The organism is Acidovorax sp. FG60 (assembly GCF_057808995.1).
The window spans coordinates 80,193-101,050 of record NZ_JBMDJC010000008.1 but is presented as its reverse complement, the minus strand read 5'-3'; the positions used below and the strand labels follow the sequence as shown (position 1 = coordinate 101,050).

24 protein-coding genes are annotated in these 20,858 nt (G+C 67.3%); 22 read left to right on the top strand and 2 right to left on the bottom strand.

Annotated features, from left to right (window positions below; all coding sequences use genetic code 11):
* Window positions 1–6 precede the first annotated feature (6 nt).
* The 3 genes from ACODS0_RS13655 to ACODS0_RS13645 all read left to right on the top strand — a co-directional run bounded on the left by ACODS0_RS13655 (window position 7) and on the right by ACODS0_RS13645 (window position 2,902).
* Window positions 7–585: a hypothetical protein gene (locus ACODS0_RS13655; RefSeq protein ID WP_013722333.1), complete on the top strand. Its 579-nt coding sequence runs from the start codon at window positions 7–9 to the stop codon at window positions 583–585.
* Window positions 572–1,576 carry a DUF7146 domain-containing protein gene (locus ACODS0_RS13650; protein ID WP_013722334.1) on the top strand — a complete coding sequence of 335 codons (1,005 nt, stop codon included), beginning with the start codon at window positions 572–574 and terminating at the stop codon, window positions 1,574–1,576. Before ACODS0_RS13655 ends, ACODS0_RS13650 begins: the two co-directional genes overlap by 14 nt.
* A 261-nt stretch (window positions 1,577–1,837) precedes the next feature.
* Window positions 1,838–2,902, top strand: coding sequence for a DUF932 domain-containing protein (locus ACODS0_RS13645; RefSeq protein ID WP_013722335.1), 1,065 nt, complete (start codon window positions 1,838–1,840; stop codon window positions 2,900–2,902).
* A 68-nt stretch (window positions 2,903–2,970) separates the two neighbouring features.
* On the opposite strand, the gene ACODS0_RS13640 is transcribed toward ACODS0_RS13645, so the two are convergent.
* On the bottom strand, window positions 2,971–3,657 hold the full coding sequence (locus ACODS0_RS13640) for a S24 family peptidase (RefSeq protein ID WP_227468464.1): 687 nt from the start codon (window positions 3,655–3,657) through the stop codon (window positions 2,971–2,973).
* 311 nt (window positions 3,658–3,968) lie between these two features.
* Here ACODS0_RS13640 and ACODS0_RS13635 point away from each other — a divergent pair, with 311 nt between their 5' ends.
* Genes ACODS0_RS13635 through ACODS0_RS13615 form a run of 5 tightly spaced genes read left to right on the top strand, consistent with a single transcriptional unit; the run spans window position 3,969 to window position 9,282 of the window.
* Complete coding sequence (locus ACODS0_RS13635; protein WP_016448288.1) at window positions 3,969–4,283, top strand: hypothetical protein; 315 nt, start codon at window positions 3,969–3,971, stop codon at window positions 4,281–4,283.
* Complete coding sequence (locus ACODS0_RS13630; RefSeq protein WP_060984930.1) at window positions 4,284–4,934, top strand: FlhC family transcriptional regulator; 651 nt, start codon at window positions 4,284–4,286, stop codon at window positions 4,932–4,934.
* A 55-nt stretch (window positions 4,935–4,989) separates the two neighbouring features.
* Window positions 4,990–6,753: a MobH family relaxase gene (gene mobH / locus ACODS0_RS13625; protein ID WP_060984929.1), complete on the top strand. Its 1,764-nt coding sequence runs from the start codon at window positions 4,990–4,992 to the stop codon at window positions 6,751–6,753.
* A 1-nt stretch (window position 6,754) separates the two neighbouring features.
* On the top strand, window positions 6,755–8,662 hold the full coding sequence (gene traD, locus ACODS0_RS13620) for a conjugative transfer system coupling protein TraD (RefSeq protein ID WP_013722340.1): 1,908 nt from the start codon (window positions 6,755–6,757) through the stop codon (window positions 8,660–8,662).
* Window positions 8,659–9,282 (top strand): IncC plasmid conjugative DNA transfer DtrJ family protein, encoded by a 624-nt coding sequence (locus ACODS0_RS13615; RefSeq protein ID WP_060984927.1) that lies wholly within the window; start codon window positions 8,659–8,661, stop codon window positions 9,280–9,282. Before traD ends, ACODS0_RS13615 begins: the two co-directional genes overlap by 4 nt.
* Window positions 9,283–9,296: 14 nt before the next feature.
* Here ACODS0_RS13615 and ACODS0_RS13610 read toward each other — a convergent pair whose 3' ends face one another.
* On the bottom strand, window positions 9,297–9,542 hold the full coding sequence (locus ACODS0_RS13610; RefSeq protein WP_013722342.1) for a helix-turn-helix domain-containing protein: 246 nt from the start codon (window positions 9,540–9,542) through the stop codon (window positions 9,297–9,299).
* Between the two features lie 122 nt (window positions 9,543–9,664).
* On the opposite strand from ACODS0_RS13610, the gene ACODS0_RS13605 reads away from it, so the two are divergent.
* The 14 genes from ACODS0_RS13605 (at window position 9,665) to traF (ending at window position 20,848) form a co-directional block, all read left to right on the top strand.
* Window positions 9,665–9,973 carry a DUF5983 family protein gene (locus ACODS0_RS13605; protein WP_016448293.1) on the top strand — a complete coding sequence of 103 codons (309 nt, stop codon included), beginning with the start codon at window positions 9,665–9,667 and terminating at the stop codon, window positions 9,971–9,973.
* A 194-nt stretch (window positions 9,974–10,167) separates the two neighbouring features.
* Window positions 10,168–10,665: a hypothetical protein gene (locus ACODS0_RS13600; RefSeq protein ID WP_016448294.1), complete on the top strand. Its 498-nt coding sequence runs from the start codon at window positions 10,168–10,170 to the stop codon at window positions 10,663–10,665.
* Window positions 10,666–10,839: 174 nt separating this feature from the next.
* On the top strand, window positions 10,840–11,376 hold the full coding sequence (locus ACODS0_RS13595; protein WP_488835516.1) for a lytic transglycosylase domain-containing protein: 537 nt from the start codon (window positions 10,840–10,842) through the stop codon (window positions 11,374–11,376).
* Window positions 11,373–12,077 (top strand): OmpA family protein, encoded by a 705-nt coding sequence (locus tag ACODS0_RS13590; RefSeq protein ID WP_016448296.1) that lies wholly within the window; start codon window positions 11,373–11,375, stop codon window positions 12,075–12,077. The genes ACODS0_RS13595 and ACODS0_RS13590 overlap by 4 nt, the downstream gene beginning before the upstream one ends.
* A gap of 114 nt (window positions 12,078–12,191) precedes the next feature.
* The gene (locus ACODS0_RS13585) at window positions 12,192–12,554 is read left to right on the top strand and encodes a hypothetical protein (protein WP_016448297.1); all 363 of its coding nucleotides are present in this window, start codon (window positions 12,192–12,194) and stop codon (window positions 12,552–12,554) included.
* 31 nt (window positions 12,555–12,585) lie between these two features.
* Window positions 12,586–12,885, top strand: a complete 300-nt coding sequence (gene traL, locus ACODS0_RS13580; RefSeq protein WP_013722348.1) for a type IV conjugative transfer system protein TraL — start codon at window positions 12,586–12,588, stop codon at window positions 12,883–12,885.
* A gap of 14 nt (window positions 12,886–12,899) precedes the next feature.
* Window positions 12,900–13,466, top strand: coding sequence for a type IV conjugative transfer system protein TraE (gene traE / locus ACODS0_RS13575; RefSeq protein ID WP_013722349.1), 567 nt, complete (start codon window positions 12,900–12,902; stop codon window positions 13,464–13,466).
* Between the two features lie 85 nt (window positions 13,467–13,551).
* Window positions 13,552–14,445, top strand: a complete 894-nt coding sequence (locus ACODS0_RS13570) for a type-F conjugative transfer system secretin TraK (RefSeq protein ID WP_227468466.1) — start codon at window positions 13,552–13,554, stop codon at window positions 14,443–14,445.
* Complete coding sequence (locus tag ACODS0_RS13565) at window positions 14,442–15,848, top strand: TraB/VirB10 family protein (RefSeq protein ID WP_016448299.1); 1,407 nt, start codon at window positions 14,442–14,444, stop codon at window positions 15,846–15,848. Before ACODS0_RS13570 ends, ACODS0_RS13565 begins: the two co-directional genes overlap by 4 nt.
* Window positions 15,832–16,677, top strand: a complete 846-nt coding sequence (locus tag ACODS0_RS13560) for a DsbC family protein (RefSeq protein WP_060984853.1) — start codon at window positions 15,832–15,834, stop codon at window positions 16,675–16,677. The genes ACODS0_RS13565 and ACODS0_RS13560 overlap by 17 nt, the downstream gene beginning before the upstream one ends.
* The gene (locus ACODS0_RS13555; protein WP_488835510.1) at window positions 16,674–17,324 is read left to right on the top strand and encodes a TraV family lipoprotein; all 651 of its coding nucleotides are present in this window, start codon (window positions 16,674–16,676) and stop codon (window positions 17,322–17,324) included. The genes ACODS0_RS13560 and ACODS0_RS13555 overlap by 4 nt, the downstream gene beginning before the upstream one ends.
* A 7-nt stretch (window positions 17,325–17,331) precedes the next feature.
* Window positions 17,332–19,914 carry a type IV secretion system protein TraC gene (gene traC / locus ACODS0_RS13550; protein WP_273624852.1) on the top strand — a complete coding sequence of 861 codons (2,583 nt, stop codon included), beginning with the start codon at window positions 17,332–17,334 and terminating at the stop codon, window positions 19,912–19,914.
* Window positions 19,911–20,264, top strand: a complete 354-nt coding sequence (locus ACODS0_RS13545) for a hypothetical protein (protein ID WP_060987598.1) — start codon at window positions 19,911–19,913, stop codon at window positions 20,262–20,264. Before traC ends, ACODS0_RS13545 begins: the two co-directional genes overlap by 4 nt.
* On the top strand, window positions 20,261–20,848 hold the full coding sequence (gene traF / locus ACODS0_RS13540; RefSeq protein ID WP_273624851.1) for a conjugative transfer signal peptidase TraF: 588 nt from the start codon (window positions 20,261–20,263) through the stop codon (window positions 20,846–20,848). Before ACODS0_RS13545 ends, traF begins: the two co-directional genes overlap by 4 nt.
* Window positions 20,849–20,858 lie beyond the last annotated feature (10 nt).

Sequence of the window (20,858 nt, the reverse complement as noted above, 5' to 3'; positions counted from 1 at the left end):
CGAACCATGCACTATGCCGCACGCCACCCGAACCCGTCGGAGGCCTTGCTTCCCGTCAGGGCGCTGGACGACATCGAATACCTCGTCAAGGAAAGCGAAGTCGTGACCGGCCAGGCCGGCAGGGCCTTCGTCATTGCCGGTGCCGACCGGCTGATCTACCGCGTGCACTGGCACCCGCTGGGATTCAAGGTCGAGCGCCTGGACGTGCACGGCGACATCCTGGACAGTCGGCACCTGCTTCCCCGAGTTTCGAGCAGCACGGCCTGGCCCAGGCACTGGCCTGCGGCCAGCTGTTCACTGCATCGGTGTCCCTCGACATCGACGGCAGCGCCTGATTTTCGCTACTCGCCAGCGGGTCATCCCGCTGGGGACGGAGCCCTGGCCTCACAGGAGATCTCCATGAAGATCCAAATACGCATCAAGCAAGAAGGCATCCTGCGCCCTGAGCGCGGTGCCTTCGCCGACCGGCCCACGCCGGTCACCGACCTGGTGAAGAACACCCGGCAGGCAGGCGCGCGCCCCATCACGGCCGGCCACCACGCCGAAAAGCGGAAGCAGGAGGGAGACCGCCATGCTGAACGCTGAATACACCGCTCGCGTGGACGCCGTCAAACGTCGCGCGCACGGGCGCTGGACCGAGATTCTCGGTGCCATGGGGATCCACGAGCGCATGCTCAAACGCAAGCCCATGGCCTGCCCCGTGTGCCGCGACGGAGAGGACCGGTTCCAGTACACCGACAAATTCGGCGAAGGGAACTACCACTGCCGCAAGTGCGGTCCAGGCGGCGGCTTCAAGCTGCTGCAGGCCTGCAAGGGAATGGACTTCCACACTGCGCTGTGCGCCGTCGAGAAACTGCTGGGGGTTCTGCCTCCGGCCAGGCCGGCCGATGAGCCGACGCCGGACCGGATGAAGAAGCTTGCGCAGCGCATCTGGAACGAGGCGCGCCCCATCACCCTCGGCGACGAGGTGGACCGCTACCTGCGTGGCCGAGGACTCGCGCTCCGTACCTATCCGCCCTCGCTGCGTTTCCACCCCGCGCTGGGCTACTACCAGAAGGAGGGCGCTGCCAAGTCCCGCAAGGTCGCCGAATACCCCGCCATGCTGGCCAGCGTGCAGGACGCGCAAGGCGCGGTGACGCTGCACCGCACCTACCTGCGCGATGGCCGAAAGCTCGATGCGCCAGATGCAAAGAAGGTGCTGAGCAGTGGCTTTGCTGGTGCCGCCGTGCGGCTGGCCGAAGCGACCGACGACCTCGCGGTCTGCGAAGGCATCGAGACCGGCATCGCGGTGTTCCTGGCGACCGGCAGGCCCGTGTGGTGCGCACTCAGCGCAGGCAACCTCGAAAAGATCTGGATCCCCGAGACAGTCGTCAGCGTGGGCATCTACGGCGACAACGATGCCGACGGCGACTTCACCGGCCAAGCCAGCACCTACGCGCTCGCCCGCCGACTCATGAGGGAGCCCTGTCACCGCGGTCGCCGCGAAGTGCGCCCGCATCTGCCCCGGCGCATCGGCTCCGACTGGGCCGACGTCTGGCGGCAGCGGCAGGAAGCCCTGCTGTTGCAGGCCGCGTGACCCTTGCTGGGATGGGCATCTCGCCCATCCCGCCTTTTCAACGCAGATTCGCCTCCCGCGCGTCTGCGCTGAAAAGGTGTCTCCCCTGGTCGCTGCCAGACCAGGCCGTTCACGCGGCGAAGGCAGCCTGGGAGTTCTGCGCGCAACCAGATTGCGCGATCGCGGGCCGGCTCACGCCGGTCCTTCATCAGCCCATGCGGGGATGCGCATCCCCGCCGGGGCTCTGCCGTCCCCGCTTCTTTCTCTCCGAAGGAGATTGTCATGAGAAGCGGACGTACCCTGTTGAATCTGGCCCAGGAGTTGGAGCGCCAGCTCGACACCAAGAAAGATCTGGTAGTGTCCTCGCCACTGGTGCGCCACAGCACCAGCGAAGGCGGCGGAACGACCCTCGTAGTCGAGGAGGCAAGCGGACCGGCAGCCTATGGCGTGACGCCGCTCGCGCGCCGGCAGCTCGCCGACAAGCTGAACATTCCGTATGCCTATTTCGAGCGCATGCGCGAGAACCAGCCGGCACTGCTGGACCGCAACGTCAACACCTGGCTGCAAAGCGAGCCCGACCGGCGCTTGCTGCGCACCCTCGACGGACAGGTACGTGCCGTGCTGTCCGACCGCTACCGGCGCCTGGACAACTATGATCTGGCCGTGCATGTCCTGCCCATCCTCAAGGGCTTGCCCGAACTCCGGTTCGAGTCCGTGGAGCTGACCGAGACGCGCATGTATATCAAGTGCGTCACGCCGCAGCTGAAGTTCGAGATGGCGCCCGGCGACATCGTGCAGGCAGGCATCGCTATCTCGAATTCCGAGGTGGGCCAGGGCACGCTGTCTGTGCAGCCGCTGCTTTACCGCCTGGTGTGCCGCAACGGCCTCATCGTCGCCGACCGCGCCCTGCGCAAGACGCACGTCGGCCGTTCGCTCGCACAGGACGAAGAAGGCGTGACGGTCTACCAGGACGACACCCTGCAGGCCGACGACAAAGCGTTCTTCCTCAAGGTCCGCGACGTCGTGCAGGCAGCGGTGTCGGAAGTGACGTTCCGTCAAGCTGCGGCCAAGATGCAAAGGACCATGGGCATCAAGCTCGTCGGCGACCCGGTGCACAGCGTGGAGGTGCTGGCCCAGCGCTATACGCTCAACGAAGCGGAACGGTCAGGGGTGCTGCGCCACCTGGTGGCTGGGGGTGATCTGTCGGGCTACGGCCTGGTGAACGCGGTCACGCATTTCAGCCAGGAAGTCGAGGACTACGACCGGGCCACAGAGTTCGAGGTCCTGGGCGGCAAGCTCATCGAGTTGTCGGCATCCGAGTGGAAGCCGCTGGCCGAAGCCGCCTGAGAAACGTGTCGCGGCTGCAGGAGGGTCAATCCCTCCTGCAGCCCGCCATTGGCACAGAATGGCTTCCTTCAGAACACCTGCACGCTGATCCCGCCATGGACTTTGCCAAGCAGCTTGACGCCGGAACGCGCAGCTGCTGCGGCCCCTTTCCATTCATGATCCCGATAGGCCTTGTTGTCGCACTGAAGCACGATGCTCTTGTCAATTCGCTGCTCCACGCGGCGGATAAGAAGTTCGTCGTCGCGGGTGAATGCGTAGATGCCATTGCCTTCGATACGAGTGATGGCCGTTTTCACGAACACGATGTCCCCGGCCTTCAGGCGTGGTGCCATTTCGTCGCCAGGCACACGGACCGGAATTCCCAGTTCGCCCCTGCGGGCCAGCGAATCGGTGATCGCGCGAATGCAGTTGGCCATCTGGACCATGTGAGCGCAGCGAGCCGGATCGTGCCCTTCGCGATGAAGGGCCCCAATGATCTCGTCCGCGCTGCACCCCAGGCCGATGCACAGCCGAGCAAAGGATTCGAGGTCCGGTAACCCGGGCTCGCGTGCATCAAACCAGCGGCGCACGCTTTGCGCGGCTCGCTGCGTGATGCCGGCCACATAGGACACCTCCTTCGTGGCGGGTATGCCCATGGCGACCAGTCTGGCATGCAGACGATCACGCACACCAGGAACGAGGTCGAGATCGACCTCTGCGGCTTCGCGGCCTATGTGCCCAGCCCTGGCACGCAGGCCACCTTCAAGCCCTTTCATTCGCGGGGTAGGCGCGCGCCTCGTGGGGCAGCGCGCTGCAGTGGTTATGGGTGTCACGCTTGTCTCCTTGCCGATCGCAAATCGCGTGTTGTACTGCTACTTTTGTTACCGGATGTGCGCGAATGCGAAATCAATCTCCAAAGCTGCCATTTGTCGGTGGCAAGTCCTGCGGACTCTCCGCGCGCAGCTTGGGATGCGGGATTTCGCGCAAAGCGCAGCATATGCTGTATCCCCAAAAGCCCCCATCAACTCGCTCCGAGGACGTCGTGAAACATCGTTGAACCACACAACCGGGATATGAGGAACCGATCATGCGCCACCTGCATCTGTCCGATGTGCAATCCACCAACCTGCAATTGCTCCACGTGATCCTCGTGGGTGCGCAGCGAGACCTGGTGGAGACCTGCCGCAAATTCCATCTGCACGCCACCCAGGCCGAGCGCCTGCGTACGATGCAGCCGTCCGAGATCTGGTCTCTCGTGCATGCCGTCGGCGACACATCGCTGTTCGTGCCCAGGAACGACTTTCTCGCATTGGTCGACTCGCCGCCCTCATTGGTCGGCACGCTCGCTGCGGTGCGCCCGCCCTTCCCTCCGTCGCTGGATCCCATCCAGGTGACCCGCTGAATGCCGGGAACAAAAATCGGCCATCGCATGCGGATGCTGGCTTTGGCCCGAGACTGCGCCACGCTGGGAGCACGCATCCGAACCATTCATCACCTCACCGGCCTGCGTCCGCGGGAACTGTTGCACTTGCTTTTCAGCGGCCAGGCACTCCCGCCACGCGGCCGCGCACCGGATTCCCGTGAGTGGTATCACGGTGCGAACCTGCTGCACCGGATCGAAGCATCCGTCATCGTCGCCAACTTCCACCGGCTGCGCCAACTGGGGTGCCCCGCGGCCGAAGCCCTGGTGGAGGCCTACCGCTACTACCAGTCGATGCACCGGCAGCCCTTGCGCATCAGCTTCGATCGCGCCTTCGACCTTGCTGCCCATACTGAAGGGCTATGGATCGCGAGGTCGGCGAGCTTCCAACTGGCATCGTGCCCCCGTTGTGGCAGCGAGTTCCTCGACACGCTGGGCGGCATGGATACGGCATCGCGCTCCTGCCCGTTCTGCCAATTGCTGGACCGGCATGGCCGGGATCCGAGATTGACCGCGTCCTATGTCGTGCCACCCCCAATCTCCGCGGACATCATCGTTCACCTCGCTCCAATTCGGGGTGCCGAGGGCGAAACCCCCGTCACTCCGGCCCCATTGCCAACGGCCAAGCCATAGCCATCCCTGAACAATGGATCTCCATCCGCCCGCACAGGCACGGGGAGATTCTTCGATGGCTCCAAGCCCTTCGCCACCAGGCACCGCAGCACATTCGTTCTCTTCCTCGGATCCCGGCTTCGAGGCGCTGCCGCTGGTCCCCGTTCTCGCGCTCCACCAAGGACTGCTGGCGCGCATCAAGCTGTGCTTCGGCGCGGACCGCGCCACCTTCGAGCGCGACCTGCTGCCGCTGATCCAAGGCTACGCGCGCTTTGTGCACCTGCTGCCCGCGACCGCCGGCAACTACTTCCATACGCCGGGTGGCCTGCTGCAACTGGGCCTGGAGACCGCCTTTTTCAGTCTGCAGGGAACCGATGCGCACATCTTCTCAGGCCGCTCGACGATCTCCGAGCGCCGCGAGCTGGAACCGCGCTGGCGGATAGCAACCTTCATCGGCGGCCTGTGCTGCGAACTGCATCGGGTACTGTCGCACCTGATCGTGACCACCGCCGACGGCGAGGAATGGCCGGCATTCCTGGGAGGATTGGCACCGTGGCTCGAATCCCGGGGCGTGGACCGCTACTTCGTGCGTTGGCGCGCAAACGCGCGCGAGTCGCGTGGCCTGGGACTCTTCGCGCTGCCGCATGTCGTTCCGGCCACGGTGCTCCAGATGCTGGGCAGCAGCAACGCCGTCATCGTGCCGCAACTCATGGCCAGCATCGGCGGTATTCTGCAGTACCGCGAACACAACGTGCTCGACGAGCTTGTGCGCCGCTCGCTGGCGCTGGTGATCGACCGCAACCTGCTGGCCAGCGCCGACCGCTACGGCAAGCCTCAGTACGGCTCGCACCTCGAGCGCTACCTGGTGGATGCGCTGCGCCGCCTCGCGGCCGGCCACTCGGGCTGGACGGCCAACCGTGACAAAAGCCGCGTCTGGCTGGGGCCGGAAGGGCTCTTCCTGGTCTGGCCCGGCGCGGCCGAAGATGTGCTGGCTCTTCTCGAGAACGACCAACTCGTCGGTATACCAAAATCTCCGCAGACCCTGCTGGAGCTGCTACTGGAGGCAGGCGTATTTGTGGCAGCCGAAGCAGCGCGACAAACCTGGACGATCCAGCCGCCAGGTGCCAAGGCACCCATGGAGGCCGTCAAGCTCACCAACTCCGCCATCCTGCTGGCAGGTCTTGAGCCGCCGCCTAGTGCACTGGAGGCCAGCCTTTTTCCAACACCATCTGACTCAAAGGCGCAGCACAACGCACCGCCGACTGCAAAGGCCTTGCCAGCGGCCCCGGCCGCGCCCACGGTTGCACCATCTTCAGCATCGGGCGGATCGGCAATGCAGTTGTCGCTGATCGATCCCCCCGCCGAAAGCACGGCACATGATTCCCCTCCAACGATCGCAGGTCTGAACGAAACAGCGACTTCCACGGCGCCGGCCCAACCCTTGGCCCCCCGCCCCTCTGTCAAGTTGCTGGCGCCGCTCAGGCTGAACCCCGCCGTTCGCACAGCGCTTGTCGACATCCTGGCAGCCCTCGACGATGGCACGGAAGCACCGGACATCATCACCGAGGCCGAAGGCTTCTTCATTCCCCTGACGCGATTCGAGCATCGCGGGGTCCAGCCTGGCATCGCGATCCGCGCCCTCGACGATGCCCGGATGATTCTTCGCCCGCCCTCGGGCGGCCCGTCCGCGGTAACCCGCCAGATCCGCGATACCACGGTGCATGGCATCGTGCTCATGTCCACGCACGTTGAAGGCCTCGACCCGCATGCCTTCGCCCTTTCGGGCGCATCCGAAGCCCCTGGGGCGTCCGCCCTGCGCACGGGGCGCGGGAGCCAATGACATGCTTGTCCGTCGCTACGAGATGCCCTGGCGCACCGCCTTCGAGGCGCACGCCGGCATGTCCTGGCTGGTCGCCGCCTGCTACTTCACGGGCGTGGCCGCTGCGGGAACGCTGCCGCTGCTTCCGTCTCTGGCGATCGCTGGCGCCTGCTCGACCATGGCGTTGCACCGCTTCGGCCAGGCCGTGCGCGTGCTGCGCCTGCGCGGTTCGCTGAGCGGCCGTCGCATCCAGGTCATCGGCCCGCGGCAGCTCGCCCGCCTGAGCGAAGACGCCGCCCAGGTGTTCCTCGGCTTCGGCTTCGAATGGCGTCCGGTGCATGCGCAGCGTCTGTACGAACTCTCGAAAGTGGACTACCGGGAGTTCACCGTCCCGCATTGGCTGCAGCGCCTGCTCGGCCAGGGGCATGCCGCCCAGCCCGACGCCGAGATCGGCCTGCCGTACATCCACGGAGTGGAGCCCGTCGAGCACCCGCTGCATCGGCCACTGCAGAACTTCGAAGGCGGAACCTTGCTGGTGGGCACCACGCAATCCGGCAAGGGCGTGGCGCTGGCCAACCTGATCACCCAGGCCGTGCGCCGCGGCGACGTCGTGATCGTGATCGACCCAAAGAACAGCCGTCGGCTCAAGCGCATCGTCGAGCGCGCCTGCGCGGACTACCGCGAGCCGGACACCTTCATGGAGTTCCACCCCGCCTTCCCCGACCGAGGCGTCCGGCTGGACTTCACGTTCAACTGGCAGAAGCCGACCGAGATCGCGTCGCGCATCCAGTCGATCATGCCGCCCGACACCGCGGGCGCCTTCTCGGCCTTCGGCTGGGATGCGGTGAACGTCGTGGTGCAGGGCCTCGTCGAACTCGAAGAGCGCCCCAACCTCATCAAGCTCACCAAGTACATCGAAGGCGGCATCGAGCCGGTCCTCGAGGCCTCGCTGCGGCGCTTCTACGAGCAGTTGCTCGGCAACGGCTGGCGCGACCAGCCCGAGATGCGCAAGCTGCTGCATGACGCACACAAGGGCAACATGCGCCGCCCCTCGGAAGCGGCCAGCGCCGACCTGATGGCCTTCGTCGCCTACTACGAGCATCACGTGGCCCAGAACCAGCGCAACAAGACGCTCGACGCCCAGGTCCGCACGTTTCGGCACAACAGGGAACACTACCAGAAGATCACGGCCAATCTGCTGCCGATCCTCTCGATGCTCACTTCGGGCGACCTGGGCCGCAGCCTGTCGCCCGACCCGTTCGATGCGGACGACGAACGCCCGATCATGAACTTCGAGAAGATCGAACGCGGCGGCCACGTCCTCTACATGTGTCTGGATTCGCTGCCGGATCCTTCGGTGGCCTCCGCCATCGGCGCGCTGGCCCTGGCCGACCAGGCCGCGCGCGCGGGCATGCGCTACAACCTCGGCACCTACCAGCGCATCTCGCTGTTCGTGGATGAAGTCTCGAACGTCATCAACCAGCCGCTGATCGAGATCCTCAATAAGGGCGCCGAAGGCGGCATCTTCACGACCTGCGCGATGCAGACCCTGGCCGACCTGGCCAAGCGCCTCGGCAGCGAGGACGCTGCGCGCATGGCGGTCGGAAACCTGAACAACCTGATCGCCCTGCGCACCAAGGATCGGCCGACGCAGGATTTCGTCACCGAGACCTTCGGCAAGACCGCCATCCATACGGTGCGCGTCGGCCTGAGCCACGGCGCCGACGCGCACCTGGGAGACTTCTCATCGAGCTATTCGACGCAACTCACAGAGAGCTTCGAGGAGGTGGTGCCCGCCGAGGTACTGGGCAAGCTGCCCAATCTGCAGTACTTCGCATCGGTATCGGGCGGACGCATCATCAAGGGCCGCTTCCCGATCATCGACCCCGATCTTGACGCCGACGTTCATACTGAAGAGGTCGCGGCATGATCCGTGCCGTCGCAGTCGTCTCCCTGGAAATGCTGCTCGTGCTGGTGCTCTACGTACCCTCGGCGCATCCGCCGGTGCGCTTCCTGGGACAGCTGCGCAGCGAGCACGAAGCGGCCGTCGCGTTCTGGGGACCGCAGCCGGCCCATCGGATGCTGGATCGCGCAATGCGCCTGCAGTCGGATGCGGCGCAAGCCAGTCCGCTGCCAGCGGCCCGCGACATGCCCCGAACGCCCGGCATCAACGGCGCGGTGGCGGTCGAGATGGCCACGGTCAACCAGCGCCTGTTCGACAACCCTTACTTCCGTTCGGTGGACGCCCTGCTCATGCTCGCGAGCTATCGCCTGTCGAGCCTGCTCGAATGGCTGCCCTGGCTGCTCCCCCTGGTGCTGGTCGCGGCCACCGACGGCGCGCTGGTGCGCGTCATCCGGTCCAAGGAATTCCTGCAGCACGACCCCGAGATGTTCGCCGTGTGGTGCTCGCTGCTGATCATCACCGCCTGCTCCACCATCGTCGCCTTCGTGTTGCCGGTGCACCTGCATCCGGCATCGTTGGCCGGGTTTCCCATCGCAATGGCCGTGCTGCTCGGCCGCGCCATCGCTCATTTCCACCGACGCGCCTGAGCCGGGGGAACCCGCTACAACTCCGCCTCTGCCATCAGTTCGGTGACCGTCATGTCCATCGCGCGCGCAATGCGAACGATGGAGACGAGGCCGGGATTCTGGACTCCGCGCTCGATGCTGCTCATGTAGGAACGGTCCACGGCGCTGACGTGCGCGAGATCCTCCTGGGAGATGCCTCGCGCGCGCCGGCTTCGGCGAATGGCATCGCCCAGTGCAGTGAGCACAGGGTCGTGGGCGTGCCGTGGCGAGGAAATAGGCATTCCCGCATAGTGGATTTATGATGGCAATCGCACCACGGACGATCACCCACAGAATTTTCAGCAGATCTTCCTGGCGCATGGGTTTCATCCTCGAACCACACCACCCTTGCGAAGGCCCAAGCATGAACACTGCCGGCATCGGCCGCCTACGGGAACTGGCCGAAACCATTGCCGTCGTTTCGCTATCGCACCTGTTGCCCACTACACGCGCGAAACTGCAGACCAACGCGCTTTCCGTGAACGCCTATCCCACCGAATTCGGCGGACTGGTCCATGTAGGCACTGCGCCGCACCGTGCGCCGGTCGAGCACGACCTGGCCCTGATCAGCGAATTGGCGGCGCAGGCGGGAGTCGAATGGCTGCTCTTCGATGCCGAGGCCCCAACCCTCGACGAGCTTCCGCTGTACGCGCCGCAACTGCCCGAAGCCTGACGCGCGCGGAGCCTCGCGTGCCGGACACCATCCGCCTTCACGCCCCGGCCTGTCCGGGCGCCTTGGGACGCTGATCGCGAAACACCCCTCAGAAGAGCGGCATTGCGAGGCGACGTTCGCGCCGCCCGCTCATACCCTACGTCCATGCGCTCATGAGCGTGTTCATTGCACTCCGGGACACGAGGACCGACGCCATGCTGACTGCCATGCCGAACATTCACCTTCCAGACCTGCCATCCGCGGGCGGGATTGACGCCACCGACGTGGTCGAAACCCGCCTGTGGACGGAAGAACACAACTGGCTGTATGCGCTGCTGCGCAGCGGCGACAACGTATCGCCCACGTTCCGCATCCCGGATCTGCTCAGTGCCTGCGTGGCCATCGTCTTCACCCGCGGCGACGCCGCCGAGCGCATTTTCGGATTTCTCGGAACGGATCTGGTCATGCGCTCGCCGACCACGCCGCGCCGACGCGAATCACTGTGGCGATCCCAGTACGAGTTGCTCCATGACCTGCAATGTTCCCCGGTGAACAGGCATCCGAACCCCAAGTTCGGACTCGACCAGATCACCACCGCCTGCGTAGCCCTGTGCCAGCAGGACGATCCATCCGGCGCGGCCGTACTCGGCCAGGCGCGCCGCAACATGGTGGAGCGCCATCTGGTCCAACGCGCGCCGCAACAGCGGCGCTGACCCTGCGGCGTCACGCCGCCCACCCGCACCGACCCGAACGGGCCACGGCTCCCGCCAGCCGCCTCCACGGCCCCACCCGCACTAGACCCTGACCGGCACTGCCGGTCCCCACCCCGCGCCCGCCCTGCGCTCGTCCAGTGGCGGATTGGTCCTGAACACCTTCGGGGGGCTTCGATGCGTCCGGTTGTCGTTTTCGTGTGGTCGATCACGTGTGCCATGCCGGTGCTGGCGACACCGTGCTGGGACAACGCGGCCCAGCGCTACGGCGTGGCGCCGGAGTTGCTCTATGCCATTGCACGCACCGAGTCGAACCTGAACCCGAAGGCGGTGAACCGCGCACATGCGCAACGCACCGGCAGCTACGACATCGGACTGATGCAGATCAACAGCCGGCACCTGCCCAAGCTCGCCGGCTTCGGCATCCGCGAGGCCGATCTCTACGACCCCTGCATCAACCTGCAGGTGGGCGCCTGGCTCATGGCTGACAGCTTCGCCCGCCACGGCATCACCTGGAATGCCGTGGGTGCCTACAACGCCGCTTGCAGCCAGCTCAAGGGCGAGGCCTGCACCAAGGCGCGCGCCACCTACGCCTGGAAGGTGTACCGGCACCTGCCGGCGGTACGTCAGAACCGCACGCCGCTGGCCGCCTGGCCGACCGCCACCACGGTTCCGTCGCAGCGCCGCGACCTGCACGTGAGGGTCGCGCCATGACGCGCAGGACGCACATGCCAGCGTGGCGCCCCAGCGCCGCAGCGTCATGCCTGGCCATCGCGGCGTGCGCGGCGACACCGCCCGCGCCGGTCGCTCCGCCCGCACCGGCAACGCCCATCGCACGGGCACAGCTGGCGCAGCGGGGACATGGCGACGGAGCGGCATTCGCACTGTGCCGCGGCGACGCCTGCCCGCAGCGCACGCCCAAGACCCTGGCACCGGCCGCTGTGCAATCCACAGCCCCGGCCGCGTCGGCAACGCCCGCCTTGCCGAGAAGTGCCGACGTCGAGCTCGAAGAGAGTACTCCGCCGCCCATCGCTTCGGTCCCCGCCAAGGCACCAGAGCCGCCGGCCTTCGAGCAGGTCTCCGTGCACTTCCCGTTCGCAAGCGCGCAGCTGGGACCGAGCGCCCGCGCGGCGCTGCGCGAGGTAGCGCCGCGGCTGGCCCAGGCGAGCGAGATCACGCTCAGCGGCCGTACCGACAGCACCGGCCCTGCGGCCACGAACGACGGCCTCGCCAAGGCCCGCGCTCAGGCGGTACTGCGCCAACTTCTGGCTCTGTCGCCCGCCATCGCGCCGCGCGTGAGCGTCGACGCGCAAGGCGCGTGCTGTTACGCCGAATCCAACGACAGCCCGGCCGGCCGGGCGAACAACCGCCGCGTCGAGATCCGCTACCGCATCGACGGACACGACCCGCCCTGAGCGGCAGACAGCCTTCACCAGCACTGGACCCCGGTCCGCCACCCCGCCCACGCGCCAACCCGTACCGACACCCGATCCCACCCGTCGTCTCGTCCTTTTCGCTGGAGCACTTTCATGAGCACTGCCATCCTGTCCACTCCCATCCCGGCCGCTCTGCGCTCGCCCACGCGCAAGCTCGCCGGCTTCCTCTGCCTGATGGTCATCGCCTTCGTTGGCCTGGCCCTCGCCTTCCCGAGCCACGCACTGGACCTCGTGGCCTTCACGGGCATCACCGGTCCGTTGACCTCGGCACTCACGCAAATCGCCGATCTGGGGCCCGGCATCAAGGCCCTGGTCGGCTTCGTCGGCTTCGTCGTCGCGCTCATCTCGCTGTCCGCGCTGCGCAATTTCGGGCCCGTGCTTTTTTATGTCGGCCTGGCCATTTTTGCGGCGGTGGGCTTGGTGATCGCCGGCGCGATCATGGGCGCGGTCGTCTGAGCCCCGGCGCGTCGAAATCCCGGAGGCCCACATGCAAGCGGACACCTACATCCCGCGGCGTCTGGACGATCAATGGAAGATCGGCTTCTGGGACGTCGACGTCGCCGCGCCCATCGTCCTGGCGTTCTTCATCGGCTACCTGTCCTCGAGCAAGGCGGCATTCGCAGCCTGCATGGCCGCAGGCATCGCCGTCTCGCGCTGGATCTCGCGCCTGAAGGCGGACAAGCACCCCGCCTTCGCGCTGCACTGGCTCTACTGGCATTTGCCGACGAACCCCGCGACGTCGATGCGCGCGACGCCGCCGTCGCACATCCGCCGCATGGTGGGCTGAGCCGGAGCACCGCCATGGACTTCGACCGACTCAGCGGCGACCTCAAGGACCTGCGCCGGCGCAACCGCGGCCTTGCCCTGGCCGTCGGGGCGCTGGCCACGGGCGTGGTGCTCGCGCTCATCGTCATCCTCAACCTGTTGGGCACGGTGCGCACGGTGATCGTGCCGCCATCGCTCAACAAGACCTTCTGGGTCAGCGGCGACAAGGCATCGAGCGAGTACCTGGAGCAGATGGGCAGCTTCGTTGCCTGGCTGATCCTGGATGTCACTCCCAGCACGATCGACTGGAAGAAGGACATCCTGCTCGGCTACGTCGATCCGGCCCAGTACGGCGCGCTCAAGACACGCCAGGAAGTAGAGGCCGAGCGCCTCAAGCGCATCAACGCCACCACGGCCTTCGCGCCGCAGCAGCTCGTGTCCAGCGAGGACACGCAGTCCCTGGTCGTGCGGGGACGCCTGCGCACCCTCGTCAACGGCTACGAGACCGCGAACGACCTCAAAGCCTACCGCATCGACTTCGGCCACGCCGGAGCCCGCATGCACGTCATCGGATTCAAGGAGGTGCCCTATGCGGTCAAGTGACATCGCATGCACGCCGCCACGCCTGGTCGGCCCCGCGCCCACCGGACCCCGGCCCGCCCCGACCAGGCTCGCGAAACTGCCTCCCTTGCACAGCGCACCGTCGCGCCAGCGCTGGGATAGCCTGTCCCCGGCGGCACGCCGCATCCTCGCCGTCACGGCCCTGTCCTTCGGCCTGCAGGCGCATGCGCTGCAGGTCGTGGAGGCCAGTGACGGTGTGGCCGTCGAGGCCATCGCTTCCCTGAAAGAGCCCACGCGCATCCGCATCGAGGGCACGCCGATCACGGACGTGTTCGGCAACATCTATTCGAGCCATTGCGGCGGCTCCCCCTTGCCGGCCGCTGCGGCATCCCCCGGGGTGCCCTCCACCACGCCCGGCCCGGCCACGCCGGCCGCCCTGACGTCCCCCGCGGTCAACCCGGCCGGCGACGTCATCGTCGAGTGCGACCGCGACAAGGGCGAGGTCTACATCCGCCCGGTCGGCGATGCGACGCGGCCGATCAACCTTTTCGTGTCTTCGGCCAGCGCCACCTACACGCTGCTGCTGCGGCGCTCCGACACGCCGGCCGACACCATCGTCATCCGCGACAAGACGCCGCGCGCGCTACGCCCGGCCACGCCCGACGCGGCGCCCTCCGGCCCGGCCCCCAGCCATGTGCGCACGATGAAGGCGCTGCTGGTGGCGATGGCCTCGGATCGCGTGCCGCCGGATGTCCGGGTCGAAGAAACATCGCGTTCCATCCAGCTTTGGGCCGAGGCGCGCTTCACGCTGCTGCGCCTGTACGAGGGCCGCGGACTCACCGGCGAAAAATACACGCTGCAGAACGTCGGCACGGCCCCGATGGTGCTCGCCGAGCAGGAGTTCGACCGTCCGGACAGCCGTGCCGGCGGCGCGGTCGCCGGTATCGCGATCGAGCACCACAACCTGCGTCCGGGCGAGACCACCAGCATCTACGTGATCCGGCGGGGAGGCACGCGATGAGCACGCCCTCCATGCCACCGGGCGGGCGCCCGCCCGGCTATGCCGTGCGCGGGCTGCTGGATCGCCTCTCGCCGCGCCAGCGTCAGTACGCCCTGCTGGCCGCCATCCTGGGCGGCGGCATCGGCCTGCTGTGGCTGATCTTCAGCTTCTCCGCCACGAACCACCAGCCGCACGGGCGGGCCGCCCCAACGCAGCCCGGCGACGTCACCAACATCGGCGTCCTGCCGCCCGGCGGCCAGGTGAATCCGGTGGACCAGTGGGTCGGTACCGCGGGCCGAAAGCTGGCCCAGTACGAAACCGAGCGCGAGGAACAGAGCCGGCTCAACAAGGAGCGGCAGGCCTTCGAGGGAAGAACGATGCAGCGTTTCGCCGAACTGGAGCAACGCCTGACCGCGAGCCAGCAGGCAGCCGCGCCGAAGCCCGCCGCACCGCCGCCACCGACCCCCACAGCCCCGGACCCGAGCCCCACGGCCATGCCGCCCGCGGCCAGCCTGCCGCCAGCGCCGCCGCCCACCGCCAGCGGCTTGGGTGCGATACCGGCCGGACCGCCCCACCTGCAGCCGCCCGCACCGCCAGCACCGCCGACGCCCGTGATCTCCCGGATAACACTGGCAGAGCGCGCCCGCCCGCCCGCCGGTGGCGATGGCACCGCCGCGCGGGACGGCCCACCTGCGTCGGCCACCACGCCCAAGACGGTCTCGACCTTCCTGCCCGTCAGCTTCACGCGCGGCATCCTGCTCGGCGGCCTGGACGCCCCCACTGGCGGGCAGTCGCAATCGAATCCGCACCCGGTGCTGATCCGGCTCTCCGACAACAGCGTCCTGCCCAACCAGTTCCGCGGCGAGTACCGCGAGTGCTTCATCATCGCGGCCGGCTACGGCGATATCAGCTCCGAGCGCGCCTACCTGCGCACCGAGAACCTGTCGTGCGTGCGCGCCGACGGCGCGACGCTCGAAGTGCGCATCCAGGGCAGCGTCTACGGCGAGGACGGCAAAGTCGGGATGCGCGGCAGGCTGGTGACCAAACAGGGGCAGATGCTGGCGAATGCGCTCCTGGCCGGGGTGGTCAGCGGTATCGGGCAGGGTCTGTCTACCGCCAACACCACCTACAGCACCTCGGCCCTCGGGACCATCGCGAGCGCGGACGGCAATGCCGACGCCTACCGGGCGGGCCTCGGGCAAGGCGTGGGCAAGGCCCTGGACCGCCTGGCCCAGTACTACATCAAGCTGGCCGAGAACACCTTTCCGGTCATCGAGGTCGACGCCGGCCGGCAGATCGACGTGGTGATCACCAAGGGCGTGCGCATCGACGTGCCGATGACCGCCATGGCCGGGCAGGCCACCCGCCGCTCCCCTTCCCCCGAAACCCGCTACCTGGAGGCCACCGATGATGGCAACTACTGACCCCGTGCGCGCGCGGCGCCCTCGTTTCGCCGCAAGGCTTCTCCCTGCGGCGCTGTGCGCGGTGCTGCTGGCCGCCGCCACCCCCGGCCAAGCCACGACGCCCGACGAAACCCGCCTGCTCGGCGCGCTGCGCAAGGCCCATCCCGGCACCCAGTTCACCGAGGTGGCACGCACCGAGGTCGAGGGCCTCTATGAGGTCTGGATGAATGGCAACGTGGCCTACGTCTCGGCCGCCAACCCGCGCTTCTTCGTCTTCGGCCGCCTCTTCGATACGGCCAACATGCGCGACATCACGGGACCCAGGATCGCGCAGCGCGGCACTGCCCAAGGCGGGCAGCTCCAGTCGGAGTCGACGTCGGCGGCGCCCGTCTCGATCGACCAGTTGCCCCTGGCCGACGCGATCAAGACCGTGCGCGGCAATGGTCAGCGCAAGGTCGCGGTCTTCAGCGATCCGAACTGCATCTACTGCAAGCAACTGGAGCCCGAGCTCGCCGGCATCGACAACGTCACTGTCTACACCTTCCTCGTGCCCTTCCAGGGCGAGACCCGGCCAGTCGCGATCTGGTGCTCCGCCGACCGCGAGCGCGCCTGGCGGCAATGGATGTTGCAAGCGGACGCGAGTCTGCAGCAGCCGACTGCAAGCTGCGAGCACCCGATCGCGCGCAACCTCGAACTGGCACGCAGGCTCGGGGTGCAGGGCACACCCACGCTGATCTGGGCCGACGGCACGCGCACCGACGGCTACGTCGGCCGCCAGGTGCTGGAAGCCCGGCTCGCCGAAGCCGCCAAGTCCGCATCCAAGCCGGCCAGCACGGGGAAACGGCCATGAGCACGACAACGCTTCGCCTGTGCGCCATGGCCCTGCTCTTGCCGCTGGCCGCCTGCGTCAACATGTCCGGGCTCAGCGGCGGGTCCAAATACGCCTGCACGGCGCCCGAGGGCGTGGCCTGCGACTCGGTGTCGGGCACCTACGCCAACGCGCTGCACGAGAACCTGCCCAGCCAGCGGACGTCGGGCACCGCCGCGGGCGATGCAGCGGCGCCGTCGAGGAGCGCGGTGCCCGTCGCACCGGCTCCGGCCCGCCAGCCGCTCGCGGCTCCCACAGCCGCGAACGCGCTGGCCGTCACCGGCGACGCGCCCGCCCTGGCGCTGCGCTCCCAGGCCCGTGTCCTGCGGCTGTGGACCAAGCCCTGGGAGGACGCCGACGGCGACCTGTGGGACCAGGGCTACGTCTACGTCCAGGTGGAGACCGGGCGCTGGCAGATCGACCACGTCCGCCAGCACATCCGCAACCAGTACGCGCCGCTGCGCCCACCGCCCGCGAACCCCTCCCCCGCCCCGTCCTCGTCCGGCCCGGCGCCCACCGAGACCGACGCGCCCGCCCCCTCCGAGGGCGCGGTGCAGCGGCCCACGTCCCTCAACCCCTTCCCTTCGCTCAGCCGGCCTCCGGCGGGCCTGGGCGCCCGTTCGCAGTGAGGCCACCATGCGCATACCCTCCACCGAAGCGTCGTCCGGCGAGTTCCGCGCGGCACTGCTCTTCCCCTTCGCGCTGCCAGCAGACACGCCGGCCGAACAGTTCGCCGGCTGGCTGCCCTACTCGGCCTACCTCGCCGAAGAGAAGCTCTTCGTGAACCGCGACGGCATGGGCTTTCTTCTGGAAGTGATGCCGCAGTCGGGCGCCGACGAGCGCATGGCTGAGGTGCTGGTTTCGCTCTACGCCAACTGCCCGCCGGACACCGGCCTGCAGTTCCACCTGTTCGCCTCGCCGCACATCCGCCACCAACTGCGCCAGTACACCAACCTGCGCGTGGAGGACGAGGACCAGGCCGAGAAGGCCCGCCCCTTTGGGCGGCCTGTGCCCAACGAGAACCTGTTCCGCAAGCTCGCGCGCCAGCGCGTGCAGCACCTGCTGCGCGGCACGCAGACCTCGCTCACCGCGGGCTTCCACTACACCTTGCGGGACTTCCGGCTGATGCTGAGCGTGTCCTTCCCCGGCGATGCGGCGGATCTGAACAGCCGCGAGGCGCTGCTGACGCTGCGCGACTCGATGGCCGCCACGCTGCGCGCGGCCATGCTGCCCAACCGCGTGTGCGATGCGGCCGACCTGATCAACTGGTGTGCGCTCTTCACCAACCCCGACCGCATTGCGCACTCCGACGCCGAGGACCTGAACTTCGACGATGACCGCTGGCTGCACTACGACGACGGCCGCGAGATCCGCGACCAGATCGTGGACTTCGACACCATCCAGGATCCGCACCCCTCCGGCCTCACGCTCTGGAAGGAGACCAGCGCCGAGGTGCTGGAAGCGCGCTTCTATTCGATCAAGAGCTTCCCGGAGAAATTCGCGTTATGGCAGATGGGCTCGCTGATCGGCGACCTCATGCAGCCGGCGCTGCAGTACAGCGCGCCCTTCCTCATCACGCTGGGCGTGCACATCCTGGACCCCAACGCCACCAAGTCCATCGTCACCGCGAACCACGTGCGCGCGACGCAGAACGCCAAGTCGAAGATGGCCGACGTGATGCCGGACGTGAGGAAGAAGCTTGACGACTGGTCCGCCGCGGCCAACGCCATCGACACCGGCGGCAGCCTCGTGAGCCTGTACCACCAGCTCGCGATCTTCACCCACCCGGACAAGTCCGCCTCGGCGCACGAGGCCGCCAACGCGATCTGGCGCGCGCGGGGGTTTCAACTCAATTCCGACGCCTACATGCACAGGCAGGCCTTGCTCGCGAGCCTGCCCATGACGCTGACGCCGAGGATGCACAAGGACCTCGGCAAGATGCGCCGCGTCACGCGCAAGACCATGTCGAACGCGATCCACATGGCGCCGCTCATCGCGGAATGGCGCGGCACGCGCACACCGGCGCTGGTCTTCGGCGGCCGCCGCGGCCAGGTCATGACGCTCGACCTCTACGACAACGATCTCGGGAACTACAACTTCGCCATCATCGGCGCCCCCGGCAGCGGCAAGTCGGTGCTGATGAACGAGCTGGCCTGGTCCTACCGCGCGATCGGCGCGAAGGTCTGGATGCTGGACCTGGGCCGCAGCTTCGAGAAGCTCTGCAGGAAGGCGCAGGGCACCTACATCGAATTCCGTGCGGATTCCAAGATCTGCCTGAACCCGTTCACGATCGTGCACGACATCAACGAGGACATCGACATGCTCGTGCCGGGCATCGCCAAGATGTGCTCGATGCAGCACACGCTCGAGGAGGTGCAGTACAAGGCCATCTCCGCCATGGTGCTCAAGCTGTGGCGCGAACATGGCCCGGACCTCACGATCACCGGCGTGCGCGACGCCTTCAAGACCGGGACCATCGAGGAACTGGGCGTCAACGGTGACCAACGCATCCGGGATCTGGCGATCATGCTCAATCCCTACGCCAAGGGCGGGCAGTACGAGCGCTTCTTCGAGGGCCGGTCCAACATCGATTTCAGCAACGATTTCATAGTCGTCGAGAATGAGGAACTCAAGCGCCGGCCCGACCTGCACGCGGTGGTCAACATCCTTCTGTTGCACCAGATCACCGGGGAGATGTACCTCACGCGCAACCGGCGCAAGGTGCTTTTCATCGACGAGCTGAAACAGCAGTTGGGGGACATCGGCGCAGACGATCCCGTCAAGGCGGCCGTGGTGGAGGAGGCAGCTCGCCGTGCGCGCAAGTATGGCGGTGCGCTCGGCACGGCGACACAAAGCGCGGACGACTACTACGGCAGCGCCCAGATGGAAGCGGCGTTCAATTGTTCGGACTGGGTGTTCCTGCTGCGGCAGAAGCCCGAATCCATCGAGATGCTCGACCGCAAAGGGCGGCTCTCGATGGACGAACCCAAGAAGCGCTTGCTGAACTCCTTGCGCACCGAGGCCGGTGCCTTCTCCGAACTCTACATTTCCTCGCCCGTCGGCGAGGGCGTGGCCCGCAACATCCTCGACCCGGCAACCCATTTGCTGTTCTCCAACAAGCTGGAGGACAACGCCCCGATTGACGAACTGCGCGCCCAGGGCCTGTCGATCGACGAGGCCATCACCGAGCTGCTGCGGCAGCGGGGGCATGCGATATGAAGGCGCTCCTGCTGCATGCGCTCGTCGCCGTGCTCCTGGCCGCTGCCGGCATCGCGGCCTACGACCGCTGGGTGCTGCGGCCTGCCCTCGTCGTCGGCGTAGTGGACCTGTCGGAGGTCTACCGCGCCAAGGAAGCGGAGTTCACGCAACTGCTCACGAACACCGGCAGCGACGCCGAGCGCGAACGGGCGCTCGCGCTCGCGCGCCGTTTCTCGCAGCGCCTGCCCGCCGCGCTGGAGGAGCTGCCGCAGGAGTGCGGCTGCCTGGTGGTGATCAAGAGCGCGATCGCCGGCGCGCCGAACAGCCGCGACCTGACTCCGGTGTTGCGCAGAAAGGTGGACCAGCCATGACCGAACCTGTCTCCACCGATGCGGCCATCCGGCGGTCTGGCTGGTGGCGCCTCCACGCCCGGTCCTTCGCGGAGTTCCTGCGCCACATGCGGCGGCGCTGGTACCTGTACCTGCCGGTGTTCGCGATCTGGGGCTTCGCCTACGTGCGCCTGTTCGTCGACCCGACGCCGCGCGTGCCGCTGCTCGTCAACTGGACGCCGAGCCTGCCATACCACGTGGCACTGATGCAGTTCCAACAACGGCCCGTGCAGCGCGGCGACCTGATCGTCTTCGCCTTTGCCGGGGAAGCCCAGGCGCACTACCGCGGGCTGCGCGGACAGCCCTTTTTCAAGCGGGTGCGCGGCGTGCCGGGCGACGTGGTCACGGTCTCGGACCGCACGGTCTTCGTCAATGGCGAGGCCGTCGGCCGGGCCAAGACCCACGCCTACGACGGCCACCCGCTTGCGCCCATCGCGCCGGTGGTGATCCCGCCGGGGCACTACTACGTCCAGGGCATCGGACCCCACAGCTTCGACTCGCGCTATGCCGAGAGCGGCCTGGTACGCGACGGGCAGGTGGTGGGCATCGTCCAGCCGATCTTCTGAGGAGCCGGAC